This is a genomic window from Sphingorhabdus sp. EL138 (assembly GCF_900258045.1).
Taxonomy (GTDB): domain Bacteria; phylum Pseudomonadota; class Alphaproteobacteria; order Sphingomonadales; family Sphingomonadaceae; genus Parasphingorhabdus.
This window is the reverse complement of sequence record NZ_OGVD01000001.1, coordinates 161,717-180,654: the sequence shown is the minus strand read 5'-3', so window position 1 is coordinate 180,654 and position 18,938 is coordinate 161,717. Positions and strand designations below refer to the sequence as shown.

Below are 18,938 nucleotides of genomic sequence, written 5' to 3'. Positions count from 1 at the left end.
AAACAGCCGGGAGATAATTGATGTTTCTGCATGATATCGGGATCATTCCCGGTGGGAAAAGAACCGACGCGGTTGGTAAAGCTGCGCTCCCGATTACGAATCTCAGTCGCCGCGGCTTTGTGGTCGGATCGAGCCTTTTTGTCGTTGGTGTCGCGCTAGCCGGTTGTTCAAGCTACGAAGAACCGAAAATTGATCCCGATGCCATTGATCTGCCGGAGGCCGGACCTAGCCCGCTGACCGAGGTCAAAGGCGGCGATGCAACGCCGGCCTTGTGGATTGCCATTGAAGAAGACGGCACCGTCAAGATTACCTGTCATCGTTCAGAAATGGGCCAGCAAGTCTGGACTTCCATGGCGCAGATTGTCGCTGACGAACTGGAAGCCGACTGGGACAAGGTGCAAATCGTTCAGGCGGAAGGGCATGAGCGCTATGGCGATCAGAATACCGACGGGTCCCGTTCTGTGCGGTATAATTTCCATCGCCTTCGACTCGCCGGCGCTGCGATGCGGCAGATGCTGACAGAGGCAGCTGCCGTGTACTGGAAGATGCAGCCATCCGAATGCTCGGCTTCGCAGGGGCTGGTCAGCAACAGCCAGAACAGCGATACCCTGTCCTATGGCAATCTCGCCAAGCTTGCCGCCAGACTGCAAGTGCCCGGCGAAGCAGATATCACGGTGAAGGATCCAAAAGACTGGCGCTATATCAACAAGGAAATCCCGTCTCTGACCATCCCACAGATCACGCGCGGTGAAGGGACATTTGGCATAGATGTCGACAAGCCGGGCATGGTCTATGCGGTTATTGCGCGCCCGCCGCAGCTATTCGGAAAGACCGGGGCGGTTCGAGATGCAGATACATTGGCCGTTCCCGGCGTGCTGCAGACGGTGAAGCTGCCTGATGCCAAACCACCGGCCCTGTTTCAGGTGCTGGGCGGGATAGCCGTTGTCGCAGAGGATACATGGGCGGCCATTCAGGGCCGTAATGCGCTGGAGGTGGACTGGATCGACGGACCGAATGCGGGATATGATTCGGAAGCTTTTGCCGAACAAATGCAACAGACCGCAAAGCGGTCAGGCACTGTCCGGCGCAAACGGGGCAATGTAGCCTCTGGCCTTTCGAGCGCAGCAAACAGAATTGAGGCTGAATATTACGCACCGCATTTGTCGCAGTCGCCCATGGAACCGCCGGCTGCGACAGCCCAGTGGGACGGTGACAAACTGGAATGCTGGGCATGCGTGCAGGACCCGCAAGCGACACGTCAAACCCTGTCCGACCTGCTTAAAATCGATAAGGAAAACATTACCGTTAACGCGACATGGCTGGGCGGCGCATTTGGCCGCAAGTCCAAACCGGATTTTGTCGTCGAGGCCGCACTGATCGCCAAGGAAGTCGGCAAACCGGTCAAAGTCACCTGGACCAGGGAAGACGAAGTGCGCCACGGCTATTACCATTCCGTCAGCGCGCAGCGGCTGGAGGCCGGTATGGACGAAAACGGTAGGTGTACCAGCTATCTCCACCGCACGGTATTCCCGCCAATCGCTTCGACATTCGTGCCGGGAATGGACGTACCGACAGATGGTGAAATGGGTCTGGGAGCTACTGATGTCCCCTTTGCCATGCCGAATCTGCAGGTGGAATCCGGCAATGCAAAGGGGCATTTGCGGATCGGATGGCTACGGTCTGTTTCCAATATCTACCACGCCTTTGCGGTGCAAAGTTTTGCGGCTGAAATGGCACATGCTGCGGGGCGAGACCAGAAAGAATATCTGCTTGAACTGATCGGTGATGCACGCACTATTGATCCGGGGGATGAGGGCGCCACCTACCCCAATTATGATGCCTCGATCGAGGAATATCCGATTGAAACCGCACGATTGACCAACGTCGTCAACATGGCAGCCGATATGGCCAAGTGGGGGCGTGATTTGCCGTCCGGTCATGGCCTGGGCATTGCCGTCCACCGTTCTTTTCTATCCTATATTGCAACGGTCATCGAAGTGGCGGTTAGTCCGGACGGAAGCATGACCATACCGGGTATCTGGCTCGCCCTTGATGCCGGGACCGTGATCAATCCCCGCCATGCCAAGGCGCAGATGGAAGGCGGAACAATCTACGGCCTGTCCAATGCATTATTTGGAGAAATCACCGCCAAGGACGGTGCCGTGGTGCAAGAGAATTTTCCATCATGGCGGGTCTTGCGCATGGGTGAGGCGCCGCGCGCATTTGAAGTCGAAATCGTCAAATCAAACAGCGCACCGGCCGGCGTCGGGGAACCGGCAACACCGCCGGCCGCCCCCGCTCTTACCAATGCGATATTCAATGCAACGGGACACCGAATCCGGAAATTGCCGATCATCGGCGCGAGCGGAAGCAAATTGTCATTGCCCGCAAAAGAAACCGCTTAAGTCAGGAGCTGATCATGGCCACCAAACTGAATATCAACGGAAAAGACGAAACCATCGATGCAGCGCCGGGTACGCCGTTGCTCTGGGTATTGCGGGATCATCTGAAGATGACCGGCACCAAATTTGGTTGTGGTGTCGCGCAGTGCGGTGCCTGTACGGTGCATGTCGATGGCGCGCCGACGCGCTCCTGCATAACCGCTCATGACTCGCTTGACGGTGCAAAGGTCACGACAATTGAGGGTGTTCAAGGCCGGGCGGCCGACGCTATCCGGGAGGTTTGGGTAAAGAATGATGTCCCGCAATGCGGCTATTGCCAGTCGGGTCAGATCATGGCGGCCACTGCGCTGCTGACGGAAAATTCAAGTCCCAGTGATGAAGATATCGATGCTGCGATGAGCGGCAATATCTGTCGATGCGCCACCTATATGAGCATACGCCGTGCAATCAAGGAAGCGGCTTCTGAGGTCTGATCAAGCGATCGATTAAAGTCTGTTACTCATTGCGGGTATAGCTGATAAATGGCCCCAGTGCGATGGCGCTGCGGAAGCCAACAGGGGAACTGTCCAGAAATCGCACGATATCCCCGGAGCATAGCATATTGCCATTTGTGCTGGTCACCATGACGAGATCATCATCAAGCATGGATGCCCCCCATTCAGGGCGATTGAGCCAGACCTTGCGGTCGGGCATTTCATAGGCAATGCCGACACGATCAATGACTCTGGTGGAACGCACCTTACGCAACGGGATGCATTCTGTCGTTTCGTAAACCTCTACAGGAGGTACGAAAATCATCTCTGATCTGTCTGCAATCTGACCAGTGGTCTCCGGGGACGCGCAGCCAGCAAGTATGAACAGCACCATGAAAAGTCCAATGCGTATCATTTACTGACTCCTACTCAATCCAACTTTCCGAATAGGCCGGAGGAAGGTTGATACCTTCCTCCGGGATCCGAACTCTTCGGGGAAAGACTTCGGAAAATGGACCCGCAGGGTTCGGGGTGGGTCCAATAATTGAGACGTTGTCGGCTGGCGAAACCCGCAAAGTTTTTCCAAATTATTTTCCAGGCTGTTGAAACTGCCTGTATCCATGTGTAAATTTTATCCAAGACTCTGTTGCAAGATACGATATAACAGAGTCCAAAATAGTATCCCTCCGGGCTTGCGGAATGATATCGATGCATTCACTAAAGCCCGCCAACCCCCAATTGCAGAGATTCGTCAGCTTATGACGCAACACGAACTTCAGGCGGTTTTCCTCAATCATCGTGACGCATTGTTGCGGTTTTTGCGCGCGCGCGGTGCGAGGGACAATGCCGAGGACATATTGCAGGACCTGTGGCTGCGGGTATCGGACATGGACGAGGGCAATATCGCCAGCCCGCTACCCTATCTTTATCGCGCGGCGAATAATCTGATGCACGACCGCTACCGCATGGCTCAGCGCTCGCGTCAGCGGGACCATGACTGGAGCGATGTTCACAGGGGAACCGGTGATGCCTCGGACCTGCCACTTCCCGACCGCGCCCTGATCGCCCGCCAGCGCTTGGCCGAGATCGAAGCAACAATCGGCAGCGAGGGATCGCGTGTGCTGGAGGTTTTTCGCCGTTTTCGGGTTGATGGCATTAGCCAGCGGCAGATTGCCGAAGAACTGGGCATCAGCCTGAGCTCGGTGGAGAAAGATCTGCAGAGAGCCTATCGCGCGCTGGCAAGGTGGCGGGAGGGTGAAGATGTCGAATGACATGCGGGATTCCGCTTGTGGTGACGTCTATGTCCCGGGAAAGAAATTATGGCTGATATGAATGACATGGTCCGGGAACAGGCGATCGCCTGGGCAATCCGCACCCGCGACGCGGATTTTACCGACTGGGATGGCTTCACGCTTTGGCTGGAGGCTGATCCACGGCACAATGTCGCCTATGAGCAAGCGCTCGCCGCAGAAGACCGGCTGGTGGCGCTATCCGACGACGTTGCATCGGCAGCAGAGCCAAAAGGCCTGCCAATTGATCAGAACGGGCAAATGGATACTCCGATTTCGCAGCAACCGGCAAATGACGACTATCTGTTACCCCCCAGACAGACAAACCGCCGCCGTATGATGTTCGGGGCGCTTGCCGCATCGCTGGTTGTCGCTGTCAGCGCCGGTGTCTGGACCCAGATGCCGCAGCCTTATGATGTAATGACCGAGCCGGGTCAGCGAGAAATTGTTGCGCTTCCCGACGGGAGTCAAATCACGCTGAACGGCGGTACAAGTATTGAACTGGACCATAAGAAACCTCGCTATGCCAGGCTCAATCGCGGTGAAGCCTTGTTCACGGTGGTGCACAATGATGATGATCCGTTCATTGTCGACACCGGAAAAATGCGCCTGGTCGACGCCGGTACTGAGTTTAACGTCTTAAAAAGCGACGAGGCGCTGGATGTGGCGGTTTCTGAAGGTTTGGTCATTTACAATCCCGGGCGAGAGAATGTAAGCTTGCCAGCCGGCAAACGACTGTATCGCGATATATCCAGAAGCCGTGTGACCATATCCGATATTGCGATTGAACAAGTCGGAATTTGGCGCACCGGTCAGTTGAGCTTTACCCGAGCGACGTTGGGCGAAGTGGCTGAAGCGCTTGATCGGAATCTGGGCGTTACTGTCACAGCATCCGAAGCGATCGCGGCGCGGCCATTTAGCGGTGTGATACAGCTAAAAGACCGCGATCCGGAAGATATGGAACCGATTGCCGCCTTATTGGGGGTGCGTGCGGAGAAACAAGCGACGGGTTGGATATTGATAGGGGATGATGCGGTACCGTGAGTTGATCCCGGCCGCTGTGCTGGGTGTTGCCATTGCTGCTCCTGCTCATGCCGACAGTAAAGTTGAAATAGATATTGCCGCAGGTCGTCTCGATTCTGCGATTTTTGTGCTTGGCCAACAGGCAGGGATCAGCATCGGACTGTCTGACCCGCAAATGGGTGCGAAAAAGGTACCGCCGATCAAGGGCCGGATGACCTCTCGCCAAGCTCTGACACGGTTACTGGCGGGAAGCGGGACCAGGCCGGAGCAGGTTGATGATCGCCACTGGCGGATCGTGCGTGTGCGCAAAGGTGCGAACCCTGCGACCGCTTCTCCCGGAAATGCCGGAATCGGAGCGGCTCTTCCACCTGTAATCAATCCTGATATTGTGGTTACAGGTCTGCTGAATGACAGCGATATTGCCTTGGGCCAGCCAGGAATACTCCAGACGGTGACACTGGATGAAATGAGTCCAGCGGCTGAGTTGCGCGGTACTGACGCATTGATTGAAACCATACCGACGATTAGTTCGACACAATTTGGACCAGGTCGTAACCGTCTTTTCATCCGGGGCATTGCCGATTCCAGTTTCAACGGTCCGAACCAGGCCGTGTCCGGTCAATATCTGGGTGAGGCCCGGTTGAACTACAACGCGCCGGATCCGGATTTGCGGATGATTGATCTGAGCGCCATTGAAATTCATCAGGGGCCGCAAGGGACCCGCTTTGGCGCCGGAACCTTGGGCGGGGTCATTCGCCTGATCCCCAATGCTGTGCAGCTGAATGAAGTCAGCGGCAAGACGTCCATTGCCGTGGCTGCGACGCAGGACGGCGATCCATCGGTCGATGCAAATGCGACCTTGAACTTGCCGGTAGTCGCAGGATCCGTCGGCATACGCGCTTCTGTCTACGGCGGTCGTCAAGGCGGTTATATCGATGACCGGTTGCGCCGTTTGAATGACGTCAACCAGGTGGATACGATAGGCGGCCGGTTCATGCTCAGAGCTGATCCCGGTGCGGGCTGGTCGATTGACCTGATGGCGGCAGCGCAGGAAATTGACGGGCGGGATAGTCAATATGCCGACCGGCTTGGCGATGATCTTGATCGCGCCGCACCCTTTGCGCAACCTTATCGCAACCGCTTTGCTCTGGGGCAGCTGGTCGTTCGTAAAAATTGGGACGATCTGGAGTTCCTGTCCGAGGTCAGCTATGCCGACCAGCGGGTGTCGGAGACTTTTGACACGACATTACCGGGGATTGATCCTTTTCCGGCCATCCCCTCGCTTTTCCGTCAACGCGGGAAAATCAAGCTGTTCACGTCTGAAACCCGGTTGTCAAAGTCGCTGGAAAATGGTGGTAGCTGGTTTGTCGGCACAAGCCTGGTGAACAACCGTTACCAGATTCGGCGTGCTCGCGAAGGTGGTTTTCTCACAACCAATATTGGCGGCATAGAAAATGAAGTGAATGAGGTTACCGGCTTTGGTGAAATCGTCTGGCCCTTGTCAAATCGCCTGATGGTCAACGCCGGCGGACGTGTCAGTCACGTCTGGACGATGGGCAGGACCCTTGATGCACCGGCCGGTTTCCGGATTGCTGCCAGTGACGAAGCGAAGCGAAACCAGACGGCATTTCTGCCGTCGGTTGGTGTGCGCTATCGGCTGGCCGACGGCCTGGCCGGCCATGTCCGCTATCAGGAAGGTTTTCGAGCAGGCGGCATTGCGGTGCGTGATGACATGGTGCAGCGCTTTTTCAATGATGAGGTTGCGGCGATAGAAGGTGGATTGTCTTACACCAGTGGCGGCGAAACCGGATTTGATGCCGGGATTACACTGGCCCATACCAGATGGAATGATATTCAGGCTGACCTGATCGACAATGACGGCCTTCCCGTGACGGAGAATATCGGGACCGGGCGGATCTGGACGATTGATGCATCGGCCAGTTGGCGGCCGCTGCCCGGCCTGTCGATTGAAGCATCGGCCATCTGGGCAGACAGCCGTTTGACCCAACCCGCCGAGACAATATTCGTCGGTGATCCGGAGTTTCTGCTTGTCGCCGACCTTCCCGCTGGCACGGTGATCGCAGATAGTGACAATCTGCCCAATGTCGCTGATTTTTCAGGACGGCTGGGGCTTAGCTACGCGACCAGACTGTCGGAGGAGGCGGACCTGTCGCTCGCTGCCTGGGCCAGGTACACTGGTAAGTCGCGGCTTGGTATCGGTCCGGTACTGGGCGTGGAACAAGGTGATGTCGTGGACACCGGCCTGTCTGCCAGCCTTGATCTGGGGCCGCGAACGGTCTGGCTGGAGGCCAGCAACATCTTCAATGTCAGGGGTAATCGCTTTGGTCTAGGCTCTCCCTTCACATTGCCTTTTGCGGATCAACTTACGCCTTTGCGCCCGCGCACTGTTCGCATCGGTTTTGATTTCAAATTTTAGGTCACCGCAGACCATTGATCGCTCATTCCGTTAGCATTTCCGCTAACACATTCGTCCACCATTCCGATTGAAGCGCCTGATCGGATTCGCTGTACAAGCCCACACTCCGTCTGAACTCGCTTCCGTAGAGCGGGTCAAAGGCGAGCCATAAGTGTAAAGAAGCCAAGGCCACACGAATGTCGGTTTCAGTTGTTCTGGGGTTGGAGTTGATCGACAATAGAGGTTCTACTACCGGATCCAACAATGCCGAGCCCCGTTCTTGCCAACCAGACTTATGCAGATGCACGGCAAGTTCCGCGTAACCGTCTTTATACAAGCCGCTGATAGCGTCAACTAGGGCACTGATGTTGGGAGTTGATTGCACCCAGTCTAAAACAATCTGATCGACAGCTTTTCGTACTTTTTGAGCTCCCTCACTCAAAAGAGCTTCCAGTAAGCCTTCCAGAGATCCGAAGTGATGGTTTATACCTGCGTCAGTCATCCCGGCGGCACGTGCAACGGCGCGCACTTGGACAGATTTGATGCCGCGTTCAATCATGATCTTTTCCGCACTGAATAGAATGTGCTTGCGCGCATCCGCAGGTGTTCGACGCACTCTTTTCGTGGATTCAATGATCATAAGCATCTCCATAGAATATTTACATTGACATATCAATGTAGTCTTTTATTACCTTGATATGTCAATGTAAGGAACGCAGGTCGTTACTCAACATCAATTTTGGGAGTAGAATGATGAGTCTGATTGAAAAATTTATGGAACAAAGAGAGATGTTTGAGACTGCATATGAAAGTGGCAATTGGCAGAATCTTCGCCCGTTCTTCGCGGAAAATGTCATTTACGAAGTTTCGAATATATCTTTCCACTGTGAGGTCCGGGGAATTGACAATTTCATCTCTGGTTTGAAGCGCGCGACCGACGGTTTCGATAAGTTATGCAAAAGAGAAATAAATGTAGGCGATTATATGATCGCGCAAGAAGGGAACAAGGTGCTGGTGCACAGTGTTGTCAGGTTCGCAAGAGATGATTCCCCTCCTATCGAAAGTGGATTGTGGGAAATCGCTTCATATGAAGACGGGTTAATCACTCGAATGATTGACGTTTACGATCCCGGAGTAGCCGAACAGTTTAGTGAATGGATGGGCTCTTGGGGAGAAGGGCTGGACCCCAGATATCAAGACTCTTGACAAGGAAACTGATCAGGAGCCGCTTCAAACCTACGGGCAAAGTTCAAAGTGGTTCTTAGGCTTTTTTGCATAGTACGCCTGTGGCGATGCGGGTTCTGCTTGTGTGAGCCAACCGGTAAAATAGTCGGTATTCAATCTGGGTCGCACCTACCCGTTGGCGTTGGCGATCAGGTTCTAAATTGCTTCGAAAACTTTGAGAAACATTGAAAAAGGAATAGGTTATGACGAAGGCACTCTTCAATCACGACATGCGACCAACAACGATTCTGGCGATGACTGTCGCATCACTTACGTTGGCGGCACCAGCACAGGCTGGGCCTCTCGATGGCCTGAAAAAGGCCGTCGAAGCGAAGGTCAAATCGACCGCGCGCGAAAAACTTGATGTGCCCGATATCGGTAGCGCGAACCGGTCGGGCGGCGAGGCTGAGGTCGCGGCAGCAGGGGGCAAGCGCGGCCTGGGTGAGGCTCCGGCCAGCGATGCGCATCACGTCGACTGGGACACCAAATTTACCGCGACCGGACTCGCTGATCGCCACAAGACCGGGCATAGTTTCAAGTTTTATTGCCCGCCTGCACCGGACCGCCTGACGCCGCGCCGCTTCAGCGGGATCGACCGATATGCCTTCCACACTCTGATCTGCCGGGCCGCGGTCCATGCGGGCAAGATCGACTTTGGCGGTGGCAACGTGACCCTGCGCATGGAGGCGGGCAGCGTGAAACTGAAAGGCAGCACACGCAACGGGATCACAACAAAGCCCGGAAGCAGCGGAATTCGCACTCTGGTATTTGTCAACTGAGTTTCCGGCGGGCGCCTGAATCTGGGCGCCCGCATTTTAAAGTGATTGAATCCAAAGTTTTTGGACCGTTGCTCTGTTTCAGATGACGACGGTCTGACGATCCGGATTTGCCTCGGGCTGGATCCGGGCGCTAGGCTAGGCGGTTCGCTTCTGGCAACCCATATGGTCGATCATATCTCTCTGTCTGTTTCGATCCTCAAAGGCCCCGCTCCGGCAGCCCTAGAGAATATCACGCTGAGCGACCAGATGATGGCCGGGAAATACCAACAATATAAAAATATATAGAAAAACCTGGCGCACCCGAGAGGATTCGAACCTCTGGCCTCTGCCTTCGGAGGGCAGCGCTCTATCCAGCTGAGCTACGGGTGCCGGGTATCAGATACCGACAGAGCGCTTAGCAGCGGGCGGGCCGCTTTGCCAATCACTAATTTTGCAGAAACAGCGCTATTTCAGCTTTCGTTCTTTTCCACCTTTTCGCGCTTGGTCTTGGTGATTTCCTGAAATTTCCCCAAACCACAGGCACTGCGGGTCTCTATACGTCCGGCGGTGCTGTCCAGCACGCGGATGATATCGACGTTGCACAGCCGGTTGGTGGACGTGCGATAGGAAAAGGCCTCCTCAAAACGCAGTCCGCTGCATTTGTTGGGCAGGGTGTTGCGATAGATATCGCCGTTGCGCATTTTGAAATCGATCGTCCGGTCATCAATGACATCGGTAGAGCGAATCTGGGACCGGATGATGCAGCTTTTGGGTTCGCCGACTTTCTCGATGATGAATTTATCGTCTTTCGACCGCTTCTCGCCTGCATAAGCGGCTCCAGCGACGGTTAGGGCGGCACCGATCAGGGCCGGAACTAATAGTTTCATTAGATTTCTCCTAATATTCAAAATTGACCCATCTCGGAAAAAATACGCCTCTCAGGGTTTCTGAAAGCTGAACGGTAGTCTGCGCCATGGACGGGTCAGGCCGTTTCGATCAGGGAGCGGGCGTTTTCTTTTTGAAGCGGCACAGGTCGATAACCGGACAGCGCCAGCATTCCGGTTTGCGTGCCTTGCAGATATAGCGGCCGTGCAGGATCAGCCAATGATGGGCATGGACGCGGAATGGACTCGGGGTTTGCTTTTCAAGCTTTTTCTCGACGGCCAATACGGTTTTGCCCGGCGCCAGTCCGGTGCGATTGCCGACCCGGAAAATATGAGTATCGACAGCAAACGTCTCGGCACCAAAGGCGCAGTTCATGACGACATTGGCGGTCTTGCGCCCCACGCCGGGCAACTTGGTCAACTCATCCCGATCCGCTGGTACCTCTCCGCCATAGTCGGCGATCAGCAACTCGGACAGCGCGATAACGTTTTTCGCTTTGGTATTATAAAGCCCGATCGTCTTGATATGCTCTTTCAGGCCATCAAGACCCAGATCGACCATCTGCCCTGGCGTCTTGACCTGTTCAAACAATAGCCGCGTCGCCTTGTTCACGCCAATATCGGTGGATTGCGCCGACAGGGCCACCGCGACCACCAGTTGATAGACGTTACCGTAGTTCAGCTCTGTCTCCGGCGACGGGTTATCCGCCGCCAGCCGTGAATAAAATTCGAAGATATCGTCTTTTTTCATGGCGTGCTTTGCGTTTCTGCCGCTGACTTAGTGCGGGCCATGTTCGCCGCTTTCCATTCCATCGCGTTACACACGCGTTTCTCGACCGATGGATGGGTATAGAAGATCATCTCCTGCACTGGATGCGGGCGGGCGTAGCGATATTCGGCAGTCTTTACGAGCGCACTGGCCAGCGCATCGGGAAGCTGCGCAGTTTCGAGCGAATAGGCATCAGCCTCACGCTCGCCGCTGCGGGTGAGCGCATTGGTAATCGGCTGGACCAGAAGCGAAAATAGCGAAACAATGAAAATCAGCACTGGAAGACCGCGTGGATCGCCAATTTCCGCATCGCTGCCGAACAGCTTTGCAAAGCGTAGATAGAGCCGGTCGGCGAGGAAAAAGAGCGCAATGGCAAGCAGCGGAAATATGATGGCGTAGCGCCAGACATGGCCGAGGACATAATGGCCGATCTCATGACCGGTGACCGCCTTGACTTCATCAAGGGAAGCGGATGTGAGCGCGACGTCAGAAATGGCAATGCGCGCCGAGCCGCCTATGCCAGACACATTGGCGGTGAAATTCTCCGACTGGCGGGAACCATCATAGACAAAGATGCGGTCTTCCGAAATGCCGGCTTCCTCCGCCATGGCCACCAACGCGGTTTTCACTTCGCCATCGGGCAGCGGTTTATATTCGTTGAACAAAGGCTCTATCAGGACCGGTCCCAGTAGCAGCAAAGCAAGTATGGTTGCTGCCGCCAAGCCGCCGGACCAGACCCACCAGCGCCGCCCGGTCTTTCGGATCAGGGCATAGATACCAAGGAAGAACAGGCCGCCAAAAATAGCGGACATGATGAGCGAAATACCACCCTGCATAAGAAAATCGCCAAGTGGCTGGCTCGACAGATCATAGGCATGTTGCCGGAAATGATCGGTATAAAGCGTCCAGGGTAGCGTTAATATTGTCGAGATCAGGAAAAAGACGGCGCAGATGATCCAGGTACGGACAACAAAGCCGCGCGCCGATAACTTACCAGCCAGCCGGTCGAGCAGGCCGGTACGGACGATGATCCATGTGACCAGCGCGGAAACCAGCAGGCCCCAAAGCAGCAACCAGTGATTGCCGATGGTATAGTCGGCGGCCTTGGCCAGCGCGTCTGCGCCGAGGCCATCAATATAGGTGCCGGTTGCCGCCTCCGGATTAAATGCTGTCATTATGTCTCCCTCCCGATATTCAATGCTGCCAACTCCGTCAGTCGAGACCGAGCATATCGGTCATGTCATAGCGGCCTGGTTGCTGCTGCGTCAGCCATAGCGCCGCCTTTACCGCGCCGCGTGCAAAGATCATCCGGTTTTCGGCGCGATGGCCCAGTTCGATGCGTTCTTCATCGGTTGCCAAAATTACCTGATGGTCGCCGGCGACCGATCCACCGCGCAGCGATGCAAAGCCGATAGCCCCTTTGGCCCGGGCGCCGGTCTGCCCGTCCCGGCCGCGCTCGCTATGATCGTTCAGATCAACCCCGCGCCCCTTGGCAGCTGCTTCACCGAGCAGGATCGCGGTGCCGGATGGCGCATCGACTTTATGCCGGTGATGCATTTCAACAATTTCAATGTCCCAGTCATCGCCCAGGCGTGCCGCAGCCTCTTTCACCAGGGCCGCCAGCATATTGACGCCCAGTGAGGTATTGCCGGTCTGCAGCACGGGAACAGTCTTCGCAGCTGCATCAATCGACAGGTGGTGCGCGGGTTCAAGACCGGTGGTACCAACCAGCATCGGTTTGCCGGCCGCTGCGCACAGGTCAAGGCGATTGCTCAGGCCATCGGGAACCGAGAAATCGACCAGCACATCGCTCTGCGCAAGCAGTGCGGCAAAATCGTCATCCTGATCTACGCCGCCGGCGTGACTGAGCTCTTCCTGCTCGCCAATGGCATTCACAAGGGCATGGCCCATCCGGCCCTGACTGCCGATAATCCCGATTGATGTCATAACTTCCCACCCCACATTCGTCATGCTGAACTTGTTTCAGCATCTGCTTTGCGTCAAACAGCTGTCTTAGTGGATAAGGGGACCCTGAAACAAGTTCAGGGTGACGAAGAGAAGAAATAATGCGCGAAATAAACAATATTGTCATTCTGACCGGTGCGGGGATTAGCGCCGAAAGCGGCGTCGCAACCTTTCGTGGACCCGATGGCCTTTGGGAAGGACACCGGGTTGAAGATGTCGCGACGCCAGAGGCGTTTCACCGGGATCCAGCGCTGGTCCAGAAATTTTACGACGAGCGGCGCAGTAAATTGCAGACCGTGAATCCCAATGCCGCCCATAAGGCGCTGGCCAAGCTGGATGCAAACTGGGGCGGTGACCTTTTGGTGGTGACACAAAATGTCGATGACCTGCATGACCGCGCGGGATCACAGCGACTGGTTCATATGCATGGTGAGCTGTTAAGCGGACTATGCCTGGCTTGTGGGCAGCGTTCTGCCGTGACAGAGAATTTATCGAGTGGCCCCGCTTGTCCCCATTGTGACCAGATTGCGCTCAGGCCCGATATCGTCTGGTTTGGCGAAATGCCTTACCAGATGGAACGGATTGAACTGGCGCTGGCGCAATGTGATTTATTTGTTTCCATCGGAACCTCTGGAGCCGTTTATCCGGCGGCTGGATTTGTACGATCGGCGGCTCATTACGGCGCGCAGACGCTAGAAATGAATTTGGATCCGTCGGATGGCAGCCTCTACTTTGATGAAAGCCGTATGGGCAAGGCTGGGGAACTGGTACCCACATGGGTTGAGGATGTGTTGAACGATGGCTGAAATAAGGGACTGAAATGAAAGGGCAATGTCATTGCGGGGCGGTGCAGATCACGGTGCCGTCACCGCCAAAAGAGACCATCCAGTGCAATTGTTCGCTGTGCCGGAAAAGCGGCTGGCGCGGCGGTTTTTGGGATCCGGAAGTGGTCACAATTGATGCGCAGCCGGAAATGCTGAACAGCTATGTGCAAGGTGACAGGATGATCACGCTGTGGAATTGCAAGCGCTGCGGGTCGCATACCCATTGGACGCCGCGCACGGCGCCGCCTGACCGGATGGCAGTGAACATGCGTATATTCGAGCCGGCCGACTGGCAGCACCTGCCAGTCCGCGAAGTGGATGGGGCGAGCTTTTAGTTCAGCAGATTGACCGTCACGAACAGATAGATCACCCAAAGAGCCATTGCGAGAATGGACAGTGTCGAGCCCATAACGCCAAGCTGGCGAAACCGAACGGTTTTGTCCGCGAAATGTTGATACATGCCATAGATGTGAATCACACGCGCAATCAGAAAAAGTGCAGCCAGTCCGGTAAGGGTCCAATGATGGGCATTGGTCATTTCGAGCAAAGCGAGCAACAATATCGCGATGGGTGCATTCTCCATCAAATTGGAATGACAGCCGCGGACCATGTCCATTTTCGGGTCGCTGCCTGCGCCAAATCCGGTTTCGGTGCGCAGTCTCTGACCGATAACCCTGAACATCAGATATATCATCAGCAAAGCGCAGATGGCGGCGGTTAAGGCAGTTACTGGTAATGTCATGATTTTCTCCCCTGTTACCCGCAATCATTGCGCAATATCGGAAGAAAGGCAATTGGTTGCCCAGTTGCTAGCTTTCGGGCGTCGTTCCGCAGCTTTTACATTCCGGATCCTTCGGCAGATTGATGCTGCGCATCGAAGGCTTAAGTCCGTCAAACAATTGCAGTTTGCCAGCCGGGTCATCGCCAAAGCCGGTAACCACCCGGATCGCTTCCATGGCGGCAAAGCTGCCCATCAGGCCTACCATCGCCCCCAATACGCCAACTTCCGAACAGTTGTCGCAATCATCCGGGTCTAGCGCATCGCCGACGAAGCATCGGTAGCAGGGCTTGTCTGCTTCCCATCCGCGAAAAACGCCAAGCTGCCCCTGAAACTGCCCGATCGCGGCTGATACCAGCGGGACACGGTGCGCTATGGAATAGTCCGACACCAGAAGCCGCGTCTGATAATTGTCGGATCCGTCCAATATGGCATCAAACTGGCCAAAAAATGCTGCAGCATCATCGGAAAAATGCTGCGCGGTAAGGCGTTGATTAATCACTTTTATTAATACTTCCGGATTTATCCGTTGCGCGGAACTTTCAGCAACATCGACTTTTGGCAATCCAATGTCCTCTGACGAAAACAAAACCTGCCGCTGAAGGTTGGACAAGGACACCACATCATCATCAACGATCGTCAAAGCGCCAACGCCTGCAGCCGCGAGATACTGTATCGCAGGACAGCCAATACCGCCTGCCCCGATGATTAGTATGTGCGCATTGAGAATTTTCTTCTGACCAATGCCGCCAATGTCTCTCAGGACAATATGGCGGGCATACCGATCAAGCTGTTCGTCAGTCAGGTCGGTCATTGTTTAACGAAAGCCGCCATGTCAGAATTCATACACCGGTAGAACCAAAACCGCCAGAACCCCGTGCAGTTTCATCCAGACTATCGACTTCTATCAGGTTCCCGCGTTGTACAGGCGCTACGACGATCTGCGCGATCCGGTCGCCTCGTTCGATGACAAAATCTTCTTCGCCCAGATTGGCCAAGATTACCTTGATTTCTCCGCGATAGTCGCTGTCGATCGTTCCCGGCGTATTGAGGACGGATATACCCTTTTTCAATGCCAGTCCCGAGCGGGGACGCACCTGCACTTCATAACCTTCCGGTATAGCGAAGGCGAATCCGGTGCCGACCAGAACGCGTTTTCCTGGTGCGATAGTGGTTGCTTCGGCTGCACGCACATCCATGCCAGCAGAGCCGCTGGTTTCATAACCGGGTAAAGGCAGATCGCCCGCCCCATCCAACCTTTTCACGGCTATCTCGATCGGTTCAAACATTCGTACCTCAAATTTCTTCAATGATCTTGTTCACCAGCCGCCGGGCGACTTCTGGCTTGGGAAGGCGTTCCCAGATTTCGGTGCCATTTTCGGTGACAATATGAACGCTGTTTTCTGCGCCGCCCATAACGTCGCCGGATACATCATTGGCGACGATCCAGTCGCAGCCTTTTTTGGCGAGCTTCGCACGCGCATGCTCTTCGATTTTCTCGGTTTCGGCAGCAAAACCTATCAGCAAACCAGGACGCTTGTCATGCTGTGCCAGGCCCGCCAATATATCCGGGTTCTCAACCAGTGCGAGCGGTGCTGGGTCATCGCCCTTTTGCTTCTTGATTTTCTGATCCGCGCGCGCATCTGACCGCCAGTCAGCGACAGCGGCTACCATGATCGCAATGTCGGCAGGCAAGACATCATGCACGGCGGCTTCCATTTCCAATGCGGTTTCCACATCTACTCGCATTACGCCCGCAGGGGTTGGCAGGTGGACCGGACCCGCCACCAATGTCACCTGCGCACCGGCTGCGGCTGCGGCTGCGGCAATGGCAAAACCCTGACGACCGGATGACCTGTTGGCAATATAGCGCACCGGATCAATAGGTTCGCGTGTCGGGCCTGCGGTTACAAGCACATGCTTGCCGTGGAGCGGTCGATGCTGATCAGGCGCAAAAGCAGGCTGTCCTTCCAGCGGATTGCGACCAAGTTCATTCTCACCGATGAGGGCAGATGGGCTATCATCGCCGCCAAGATTTCGCTTGATTTCTTCCATCACCGCTGGCGGTTCGGGCAAGCGACCTGGACCGAATTCACCGCAAGCCATATCGCCTTCATCCGGTGGCATAACAATAATGTCGTCGGCGCGGAGTTGTTCAATGTTGCGCTGGGTCGCCGGATGGTCCCACATGCGTACGTTCATTGCCGGTACGGCCAGCACCTGCGTATCGGTTGCCAGCAATAAAGTTGTCGCCAGGTCATCCGCAACGCCGCCTGCCATCTTGGCCATCAGATTGGCGGTCGCCGGACAGACTACGACCAAATCGGCTTCGCGGGACAATTGGATGTGACCCATCTCCGTCTCGTCCTTCAACGACCAAAGCGTTGTGTGCACTTCATTTTCGGAGAGTGCAGCCAAGGTCATCGGCGTAACAAATTGTGCGCCCGACTCAGTCAGAACACAGCGCACGGTCATCCCGGCCTTACGGATGAGCCGGATCAACTCGCTGGCCTTATAAGCGGCGATGCCGCCGCCTATGATCAGCAGGATATGTTTGGGTTTTGTCATAGCCAGCTTTGTCCCCACATCCACAGCGCGCCTGCACCCGCTGATGCGGCTATAACAGCGGTCAAGGCATAACGCCAAAATCCGCCGCCACTGCCTGGCTTGCGGCGCTCCCAGAACAATTCCACTTCCGCCACGGGCGGTGGCGGCGGGGCGCCGCCTTGGCGGGGCAGTTGTTGATCCAGTCGCCGGACAATGTCGGGCAGCATCATCAACGTATCCATATCCGAATTGATCCGGTCGGCAATCGCGGCCTCTGGCCCCAGTTCACCGCGGATCCAGTTTTTCACATAAGGCCCGCTGGCATCCCACATATTGATTCCGGGATTAAGGTCGGTCGCTATGCCTTCGACCATAACCATGGTTTTCTGAAGTAGCAGCAGATGCGGCTGCGTCTCCATGTCAAAATCCCGGGTAATAGCGAACAGGCCGTCGAGCATGTCGCCGACAGAAAGCTCGCTAACAGGTTTGCCGCGCATCGGTTCGCCCACAGCGCGAAGTGCGGTGGCAAAATCCTCCATATTGTGATGATCGGGCACATATTGTGCTTCAAAATGGATTTCGGCCACACGCTTATAATTACCTGTGGTCAATCCATACAAAATCTCTGCCAGCCAGAAGCGTGCTTTGCGATTGATGCGGCCCATGATGCCGAAATCGATGGCTACAATAGTACCATCGGCTTTCACGAACAAATTTCCCTGATGCATATCAGCGTGGAAATAACCGGCCTCAATCGCCTGTTTCAGGAACGTGTGGACCAGCCGGTTGGCTATATCGTTCAAATCATGACCGGCGGCGATCAGATCGTCACGCCGAGAGATCTTGATGCCATCGACCCAATCGAGCGTCAGAACCCGGCCCGATGTCCGGTCCCAGTCAATGGCCGGTATTTCAAACTGTTCGACATTGGCCATATGCTCATCAAGCTCTGATGCCGATGCGGCTTCGCGGCGGAGATCCAGCTCGCGCATTGTCCAGCGCCGGAAATTGGCGATGACCAGCTGTGGACGCAGCCGTTTTGCTTCTCCGCCCATTGCTTCAAGATGAGCCGCCGCCCATTCATAGGTTTCAATATCGGCGGTAAATTTCTTTATAATGCCGGGTCGCAGCACCTTAACCGCAACTGCTTTGCCTTCGATCGTGGTCGCGCGATGGACCTGTGCGATAGAGGCGGCGCCCACCGGCTCGGGATCAATATCACTGTAGAGCGCGTTGATGGGCTTGCCGAGGCTCGCTTCAATTTCATCCTTGATCTTGTCAAAAGCAACGGGCGGCAGATTATCCTGCAACTGTAACAGGTCCCGGGCGGCTTCTTCGCCGATAATGTCCGGCCGTGTTGCCAATGTCTGGCCAAGCTTGATCGCTGCAGGACCAATGGCCTGCAAAGCAGCGGAATAATTTGGTGTCTTGGGCTGGATTGTGCCCAAGCGCGCGAAACGGCACAGGCGCCGGACCTGCGGCGGTGTTGCTTTGTGCTTCTCAATGTCGCGCAGCGCGCCATGTTTGGCGAGGGTACGACCCCATTTGAGCAAGCGAAAGATATGGGTTCGGGATGATGTCATGTT

At 55.4% G+C, this 18,938-nt stretch carries 20 protein-coding genes and 1 tRNA gene; 9 read left to right on the top strand and 12 right to left on the bottom strand.

Going from position 1 to position 18,938, the window contains the following annotated elements; genetic code table 11:
* The first annotated feature begins 20 nt into the window (after positions 1–20).
* Together DK507_RS00855 and DK507_RS00850 are read left to right on the top strand one after the other, a co-directional pair.
* Positions 21–2,405, top strand: a complete 2,385-nt coding sequence (locus DK507_RS00855) for a molybdopterin cofactor-binding domain-containing protein (protein ID WP_174209004.1) — start codon at positions 21–23, stop codon at positions 2,403–2,405.
* Between the two features lie 14 nt (positions 2,406–2,419).
* Positions 2,420–2,875, top strand: a complete 456-nt coding sequence (locus tag DK507_RS00850) for a (2Fe-2S)-binding protein (protein WP_109354145.1) — start codon at positions 2,420–2,422, stop codon at positions 2,873–2,875.
* Positions 2,876–2,897: 22 nt separating this feature from the next.
* Here DK507_RS00850 and DK507_RS00845 read toward each other — a convergent pair whose 3' ends face one another.
* Complete coding sequence (locus tag DK507_RS00845; RefSeq protein ID WP_109354144.1) at positions 2,898–3,290, bottom strand: hypothetical protein; 393 nt, start codon at positions 3,288–3,290, stop codon at positions 2,898–2,900.
* A gap of 343 nt (positions 3,291–3,633) precedes the next feature.
* Here DK507_RS00845 and DK507_RS00840 point away from each other — a divergent pair, with 343 nt between their 5' ends.
* Genes DK507_RS00840 through DK507_RS00830 form a run of 3 tightly spaced genes read left to right on the top strand, consistent with a single transcriptional unit; the run spans position 3,634 to position 7,624 of the window.
* The gene (locus tag DK507_RS00840) at positions 3,634–4,146 is read left to right on the top strand and encodes an RNA polymerase sigma factor (RefSeq protein ID WP_109354143.1); all 513 of its coding nucleotides are present in this window, start codon (positions 3,634–3,636) and stop codon (positions 4,144–4,146) included.
* 48 nt (positions 4,147–4,194) lie between these two features.
* Complete coding sequence (locus DK507_RS00835) at positions 4,195–5,208, top strand: FecR domain-containing protein (protein ID WP_109354140.1); 1,014 nt, start codon at positions 4,195–4,197, stop codon at positions 5,206–5,208.
* The gene (locus tag DK507_RS00830; RefSeq protein WP_109354138.1) at positions 5,192–7,624 is read left to right on the top strand and encodes a TonB-dependent receptor; all 2,433 of its coding nucleotides are present in this window, start codon (positions 5,192–5,194) and stop codon (positions 7,622–7,624) included. The genes DK507_RS00835 and DK507_RS00830 overlap by 17 nt, the downstream gene beginning before the upstream one ends.
* A 22-nt stretch (positions 7,625–7,646) precedes the next feature.
* Here the strand turns inward: DK507_RS00830 and DK507_RS00825 are convergent, their stop codons facing one another.
* Positions 7,647–8,243 (bottom strand): TetR/AcrR family transcriptional regulator, encoded by a 597-nt coding sequence (locus DK507_RS00825; protein ID WP_162558832.1) that lies wholly within the window; start codon positions 8,241–8,243, stop codon positions 7,647–7,649.
* A gap of 110 nt (positions 8,244–8,353) precedes the next feature.
* Here DK507_RS00825 and DK507_RS00820 point away from each other — a divergent pair, with 110 nt between their 5' ends.
* Together DK507_RS00820 and DK507_RS00815 are read left to right on the top strand one after the other, a co-directional pair.
* The gene (locus tag DK507_RS00820) at positions 8,354–8,809 is read left to right on the top strand and encodes a nuclear transport factor 2 family protein (protein ID WP_109354136.1); all 456 of its coding nucleotides are present in this window, start codon (positions 8,354–8,356) and stop codon (positions 8,807–8,809) included.
* Positions 8,810–9,030: 221 nt separating this feature from the next.
* On the top strand, positions 9,031–9,606 hold the full coding sequence (locus DK507_RS00815) for an LCCL domain-containing protein (RefSeq protein ID WP_109354134.1): 576 nt from the start codon (positions 9,031–9,033) through the stop codon (positions 9,604–9,606).
* 292 nt (positions 9,607–9,898) lie between these two features.
* On the opposite strand, the gene DK507_RS00810 is transcribed toward DK507_RS00815, so the two are convergent.
* The 5 genes from DK507_RS00810 to dapB form a co-directional block, all read right to left on the bottom strand.
* Positions 9,899–9,975: transfer RNA gene (locus DK507_RS00810), tRNA-Arg, on the bottom strand.
* 80 nt (positions 9,976–10,055) lie between these two features.
* Positions 10,056–10,472, bottom strand: a complete 417-nt coding sequence (locus DK507_RS00805; RefSeq protein WP_109354133.1) for a hypothetical protein — start codon at positions 10,470–10,472, stop codon at positions 10,056–10,058.
* Positions 10,473–10,581: 109 nt separating this feature from the next.
* Complete coding sequence (nth, locus tag DK507_RS00800) at positions 10,582–11,220, bottom strand: endonuclease III (protein ID WP_109354132.1); 639 nt, start codon at positions 11,218–11,220, stop codon at positions 10,582–10,584.
* Positions 11,217–12,413: a M48 family metallopeptidase gene (locus DK507_RS00795; protein ID WP_109354130.1), complete on the bottom strand. Its 1,197-nt coding sequence runs from the start codon at positions 12,411–12,413 to the stop codon at positions 11,217–11,219. Before DK507_RS00795 ends, nth begins: the two co-directional genes overlap by 4 nt.
* 37 nt (positions 12,414–12,450) lie before the next feature.
* Positions 12,451–13,185: a 4-hydroxy-tetrahydrodipicolinate reductase gene (gene dapB / locus DK507_RS00790; protein ID WP_109354129.1), complete on the bottom strand. Its 735-nt coding sequence runs from the start codon at positions 13,183–13,185 to the stop codon at positions 12,451–12,453.
* 119 nt (positions 13,186–13,304) lie between these two features.
* Between dapB and DK507_RS00785 the strand changes: the two genes are divergently transcribed.
* Entirely contained in the window at positions 13,305–14,009 is a 705-nt protein-coding gene (locus tag DK507_RS00785; RefSeq protein WP_109354128.1) for an NAD-dependent deacylase, read from the top strand.
* Between the two features lie 14 nt (positions 14,010–14,023).
* Positions 14,024–14,362, top strand: coding sequence for a GFA family protein (locus DK507_RS00780; RefSeq protein WP_109354127.1), 339 nt, complete (start codon positions 14,024–14,026; stop codon positions 14,360–14,362).
* On the opposite strand, the gene DK507_RS00775 is transcribed toward DK507_RS00780, so the two are convergent.
* The 5 genes from DK507_RS00775 to ubiB form a co-directional block, all read right to left on the bottom strand.
* Complete coding sequence (locus tag DK507_RS00775; RefSeq protein ID WP_109354126.1) at positions 14,359–14,769, bottom strand: MAPEG family protein; 411 nt, start codon at positions 14,767–14,769, stop codon at positions 14,359–14,361. The two genes, DK507_RS00780 and DK507_RS00775, sit on opposite strands and share 4 nt — an antisense overlap.
* A gap of 67 nt (positions 14,770–14,836) precedes the next feature.
* The gene (locus DK507_RS00770; protein WP_109354125.1) at positions 14,837–15,619 is read right to left on the bottom strand and encodes a molybdopterin-synthase adenylyltransferase MoeB; all 783 of its coding nucleotides are present in this window, start codon (positions 15,617–15,619) and stop codon (positions 14,837–14,839) included.
* Positions 15,620–15,647: 28 nt separating this feature from the next.
* Positions 15,648–16,094: a dUTP diphosphatase gene (gene dut, locus DK507_RS00765; protein WP_109354123.1), complete on the bottom strand. Its 447-nt coding sequence runs from the start codon at positions 16,092–16,094 to the stop codon at positions 15,648–15,650.
* 7 nt (positions 16,095–16,101) lie between these two features.
* Positions 16,102–17,373 (bottom strand): phosphopantothenate--cysteine ligase family flavoprotein, encoded by a 1,272-nt coding sequence (locus DK507_RS00760; protein WP_109354122.1) that lies wholly within the window; start codon positions 17,371–17,373, stop codon positions 16,102–16,104.
* Positions 17,370–18,935, bottom strand: a complete 1,566-nt coding sequence (ubiB, locus tag DK507_RS00755) for a 2-polyprenylphenol 6-hydroxylase (protein WP_109354121.1) — start codon at positions 18,933–18,935, stop codon at positions 17,370–17,372. Before ubiB ends, DK507_RS00760 begins: the two co-directional genes overlap by 4 nt.
* Positions 18,936–18,938 lie beyond the last annotated feature (3 nt).

Excerpts from the sequence above, each read along its gene's own strand:
- DK507_RS00855 (WP_174209004.1), top strand. The coding sequence starts at position 21 with ATGTTTCTGCATGATATCGGGATCATTCCCGGTGGGAAAAGAACCGAC.
- DK507_RS00850 (WP_109354145.1), top strand. The coding sequence starts at position 2,420 with ATGGCCACCAAACTGAATATCAACGGAAAAGACGAAACCATCGATGCA.
- DK507_RS00845 (WP_109354144.1), bottom strand. The coding sequence starts at position 3,290 with ATGATACGCATTGGACTTTTCATGGTGCTGTTCATACTTGCTGGCTGC.
- DK507_RS00840 (WP_109354143.1), top strand. The coding sequence starts at position 3,634 with ATGACGCAACACGAACTTCAGGCGGTTTTCCTCAATCATCGTGACGCA.
- DK507_RS00835 (WP_109354140.1), top strand. The coding sequence starts at position 4,195 with ATGGCTGATATGAATGACATGGTCCGGGAACAGGCGATCGCCTGGGCA.
- DK507_RS00830 (WP_109354138.1), top strand. The coding sequence starts at position 5,192 with ATGATGCGGTACCGTGAGTTGATCCCGGCCGCTGTGCTGGGTGTTGCC.
- DK507_RS00825 (WP_162558832.1), bottom strand. The coding sequence starts at position 8,243 with ATGATCATTGAATCCACGAAAAGAGTGCGTCGAACACCTGCGGATGCG.
- DK507_RS00820 (WP_109354136.1), top strand. The coding sequence starts at position 8,354 with ATGATGAGTCTGATTGAAAAATTTATGGAACAAAGAGAGATGTTTGAG.
- DK507_RS00815 (WP_109354134.1), top strand. The coding sequence starts at position 9,031 with ATGACGAAGGCACTCTTCAATCACGACATGCGACCAACAACGATTCTG.
- DK507_RS00805 (WP_109354133.1), bottom strand. The coding sequence starts at position 10,472 with ATGAAACTATTAGTTCCGGCCCTGATCGGTGCCGCCCTAACCGTCGCT.
- nth (WP_109354132.1), bottom strand. The coding sequence starts at position 11,220 with ATGAAAAAAGACGATATCTTCGAATTTTATTCACGGCTGGCGGCGGAT.
- DK507_RS00795 (WP_109354130.1), bottom strand. The coding sequence starts at position 12,413 with ATGACAGCATTTAATCCGGAGGCGGCAACCGGCACCTATATTGATGGC.
- dapB (WP_109354129.1), bottom strand. The coding sequence starts at position 13,185 with ATGACATCAATCGGGATTATCGGCAGTCAGGGCCGGATGGGCCATGCC.
- DK507_RS00785 (WP_109354128.1), top strand. The coding sequence starts at position 13,305 with ATGCGCGAAATAAACAATATTGTCATTCTGACCGGTGCGGGGATTAGC.
- DK507_RS00780 (WP_109354127.1), top strand. The coding sequence starts at position 14,024 with ATGAAAGGGCAATGTCATTGCGGGGCGGTGCAGATCACGGTGCCGTCA.
- DK507_RS00775 (WP_109354126.1), bottom strand. The coding sequence starts at position 14,769 with ATGACATTACCAGTAACTGCCTTAACCGCCGCCATCTGCGCTTTGCTG.
- DK507_RS00770 (WP_109354125.1), bottom strand. The coding sequence starts at position 15,619 with ATGACCGACCTGACTGACGAACAGCTTGATCGGTATGCCCGCCATATT.
- dut (WP_109354123.1), bottom strand. The coding sequence starts at position 16,094 with ATGTTTGAACCGATCGAGATAGCCGTGAAAAGGTTGGATGGGGCGGGC.
- DK507_RS00760 (WP_109354122.1), bottom strand. The coding sequence starts at position 17,373 with ATGACAAAACCCAAACATATCCTGCTGATCATAGGCGGCGGCATCGCC.
- ubiB (WP_109354121.1), bottom strand. The coding sequence starts at position 18,935 with ATGACATCATCCCGAACCCATATCTTTCGCTTGCTCAAATGGGGTCGT.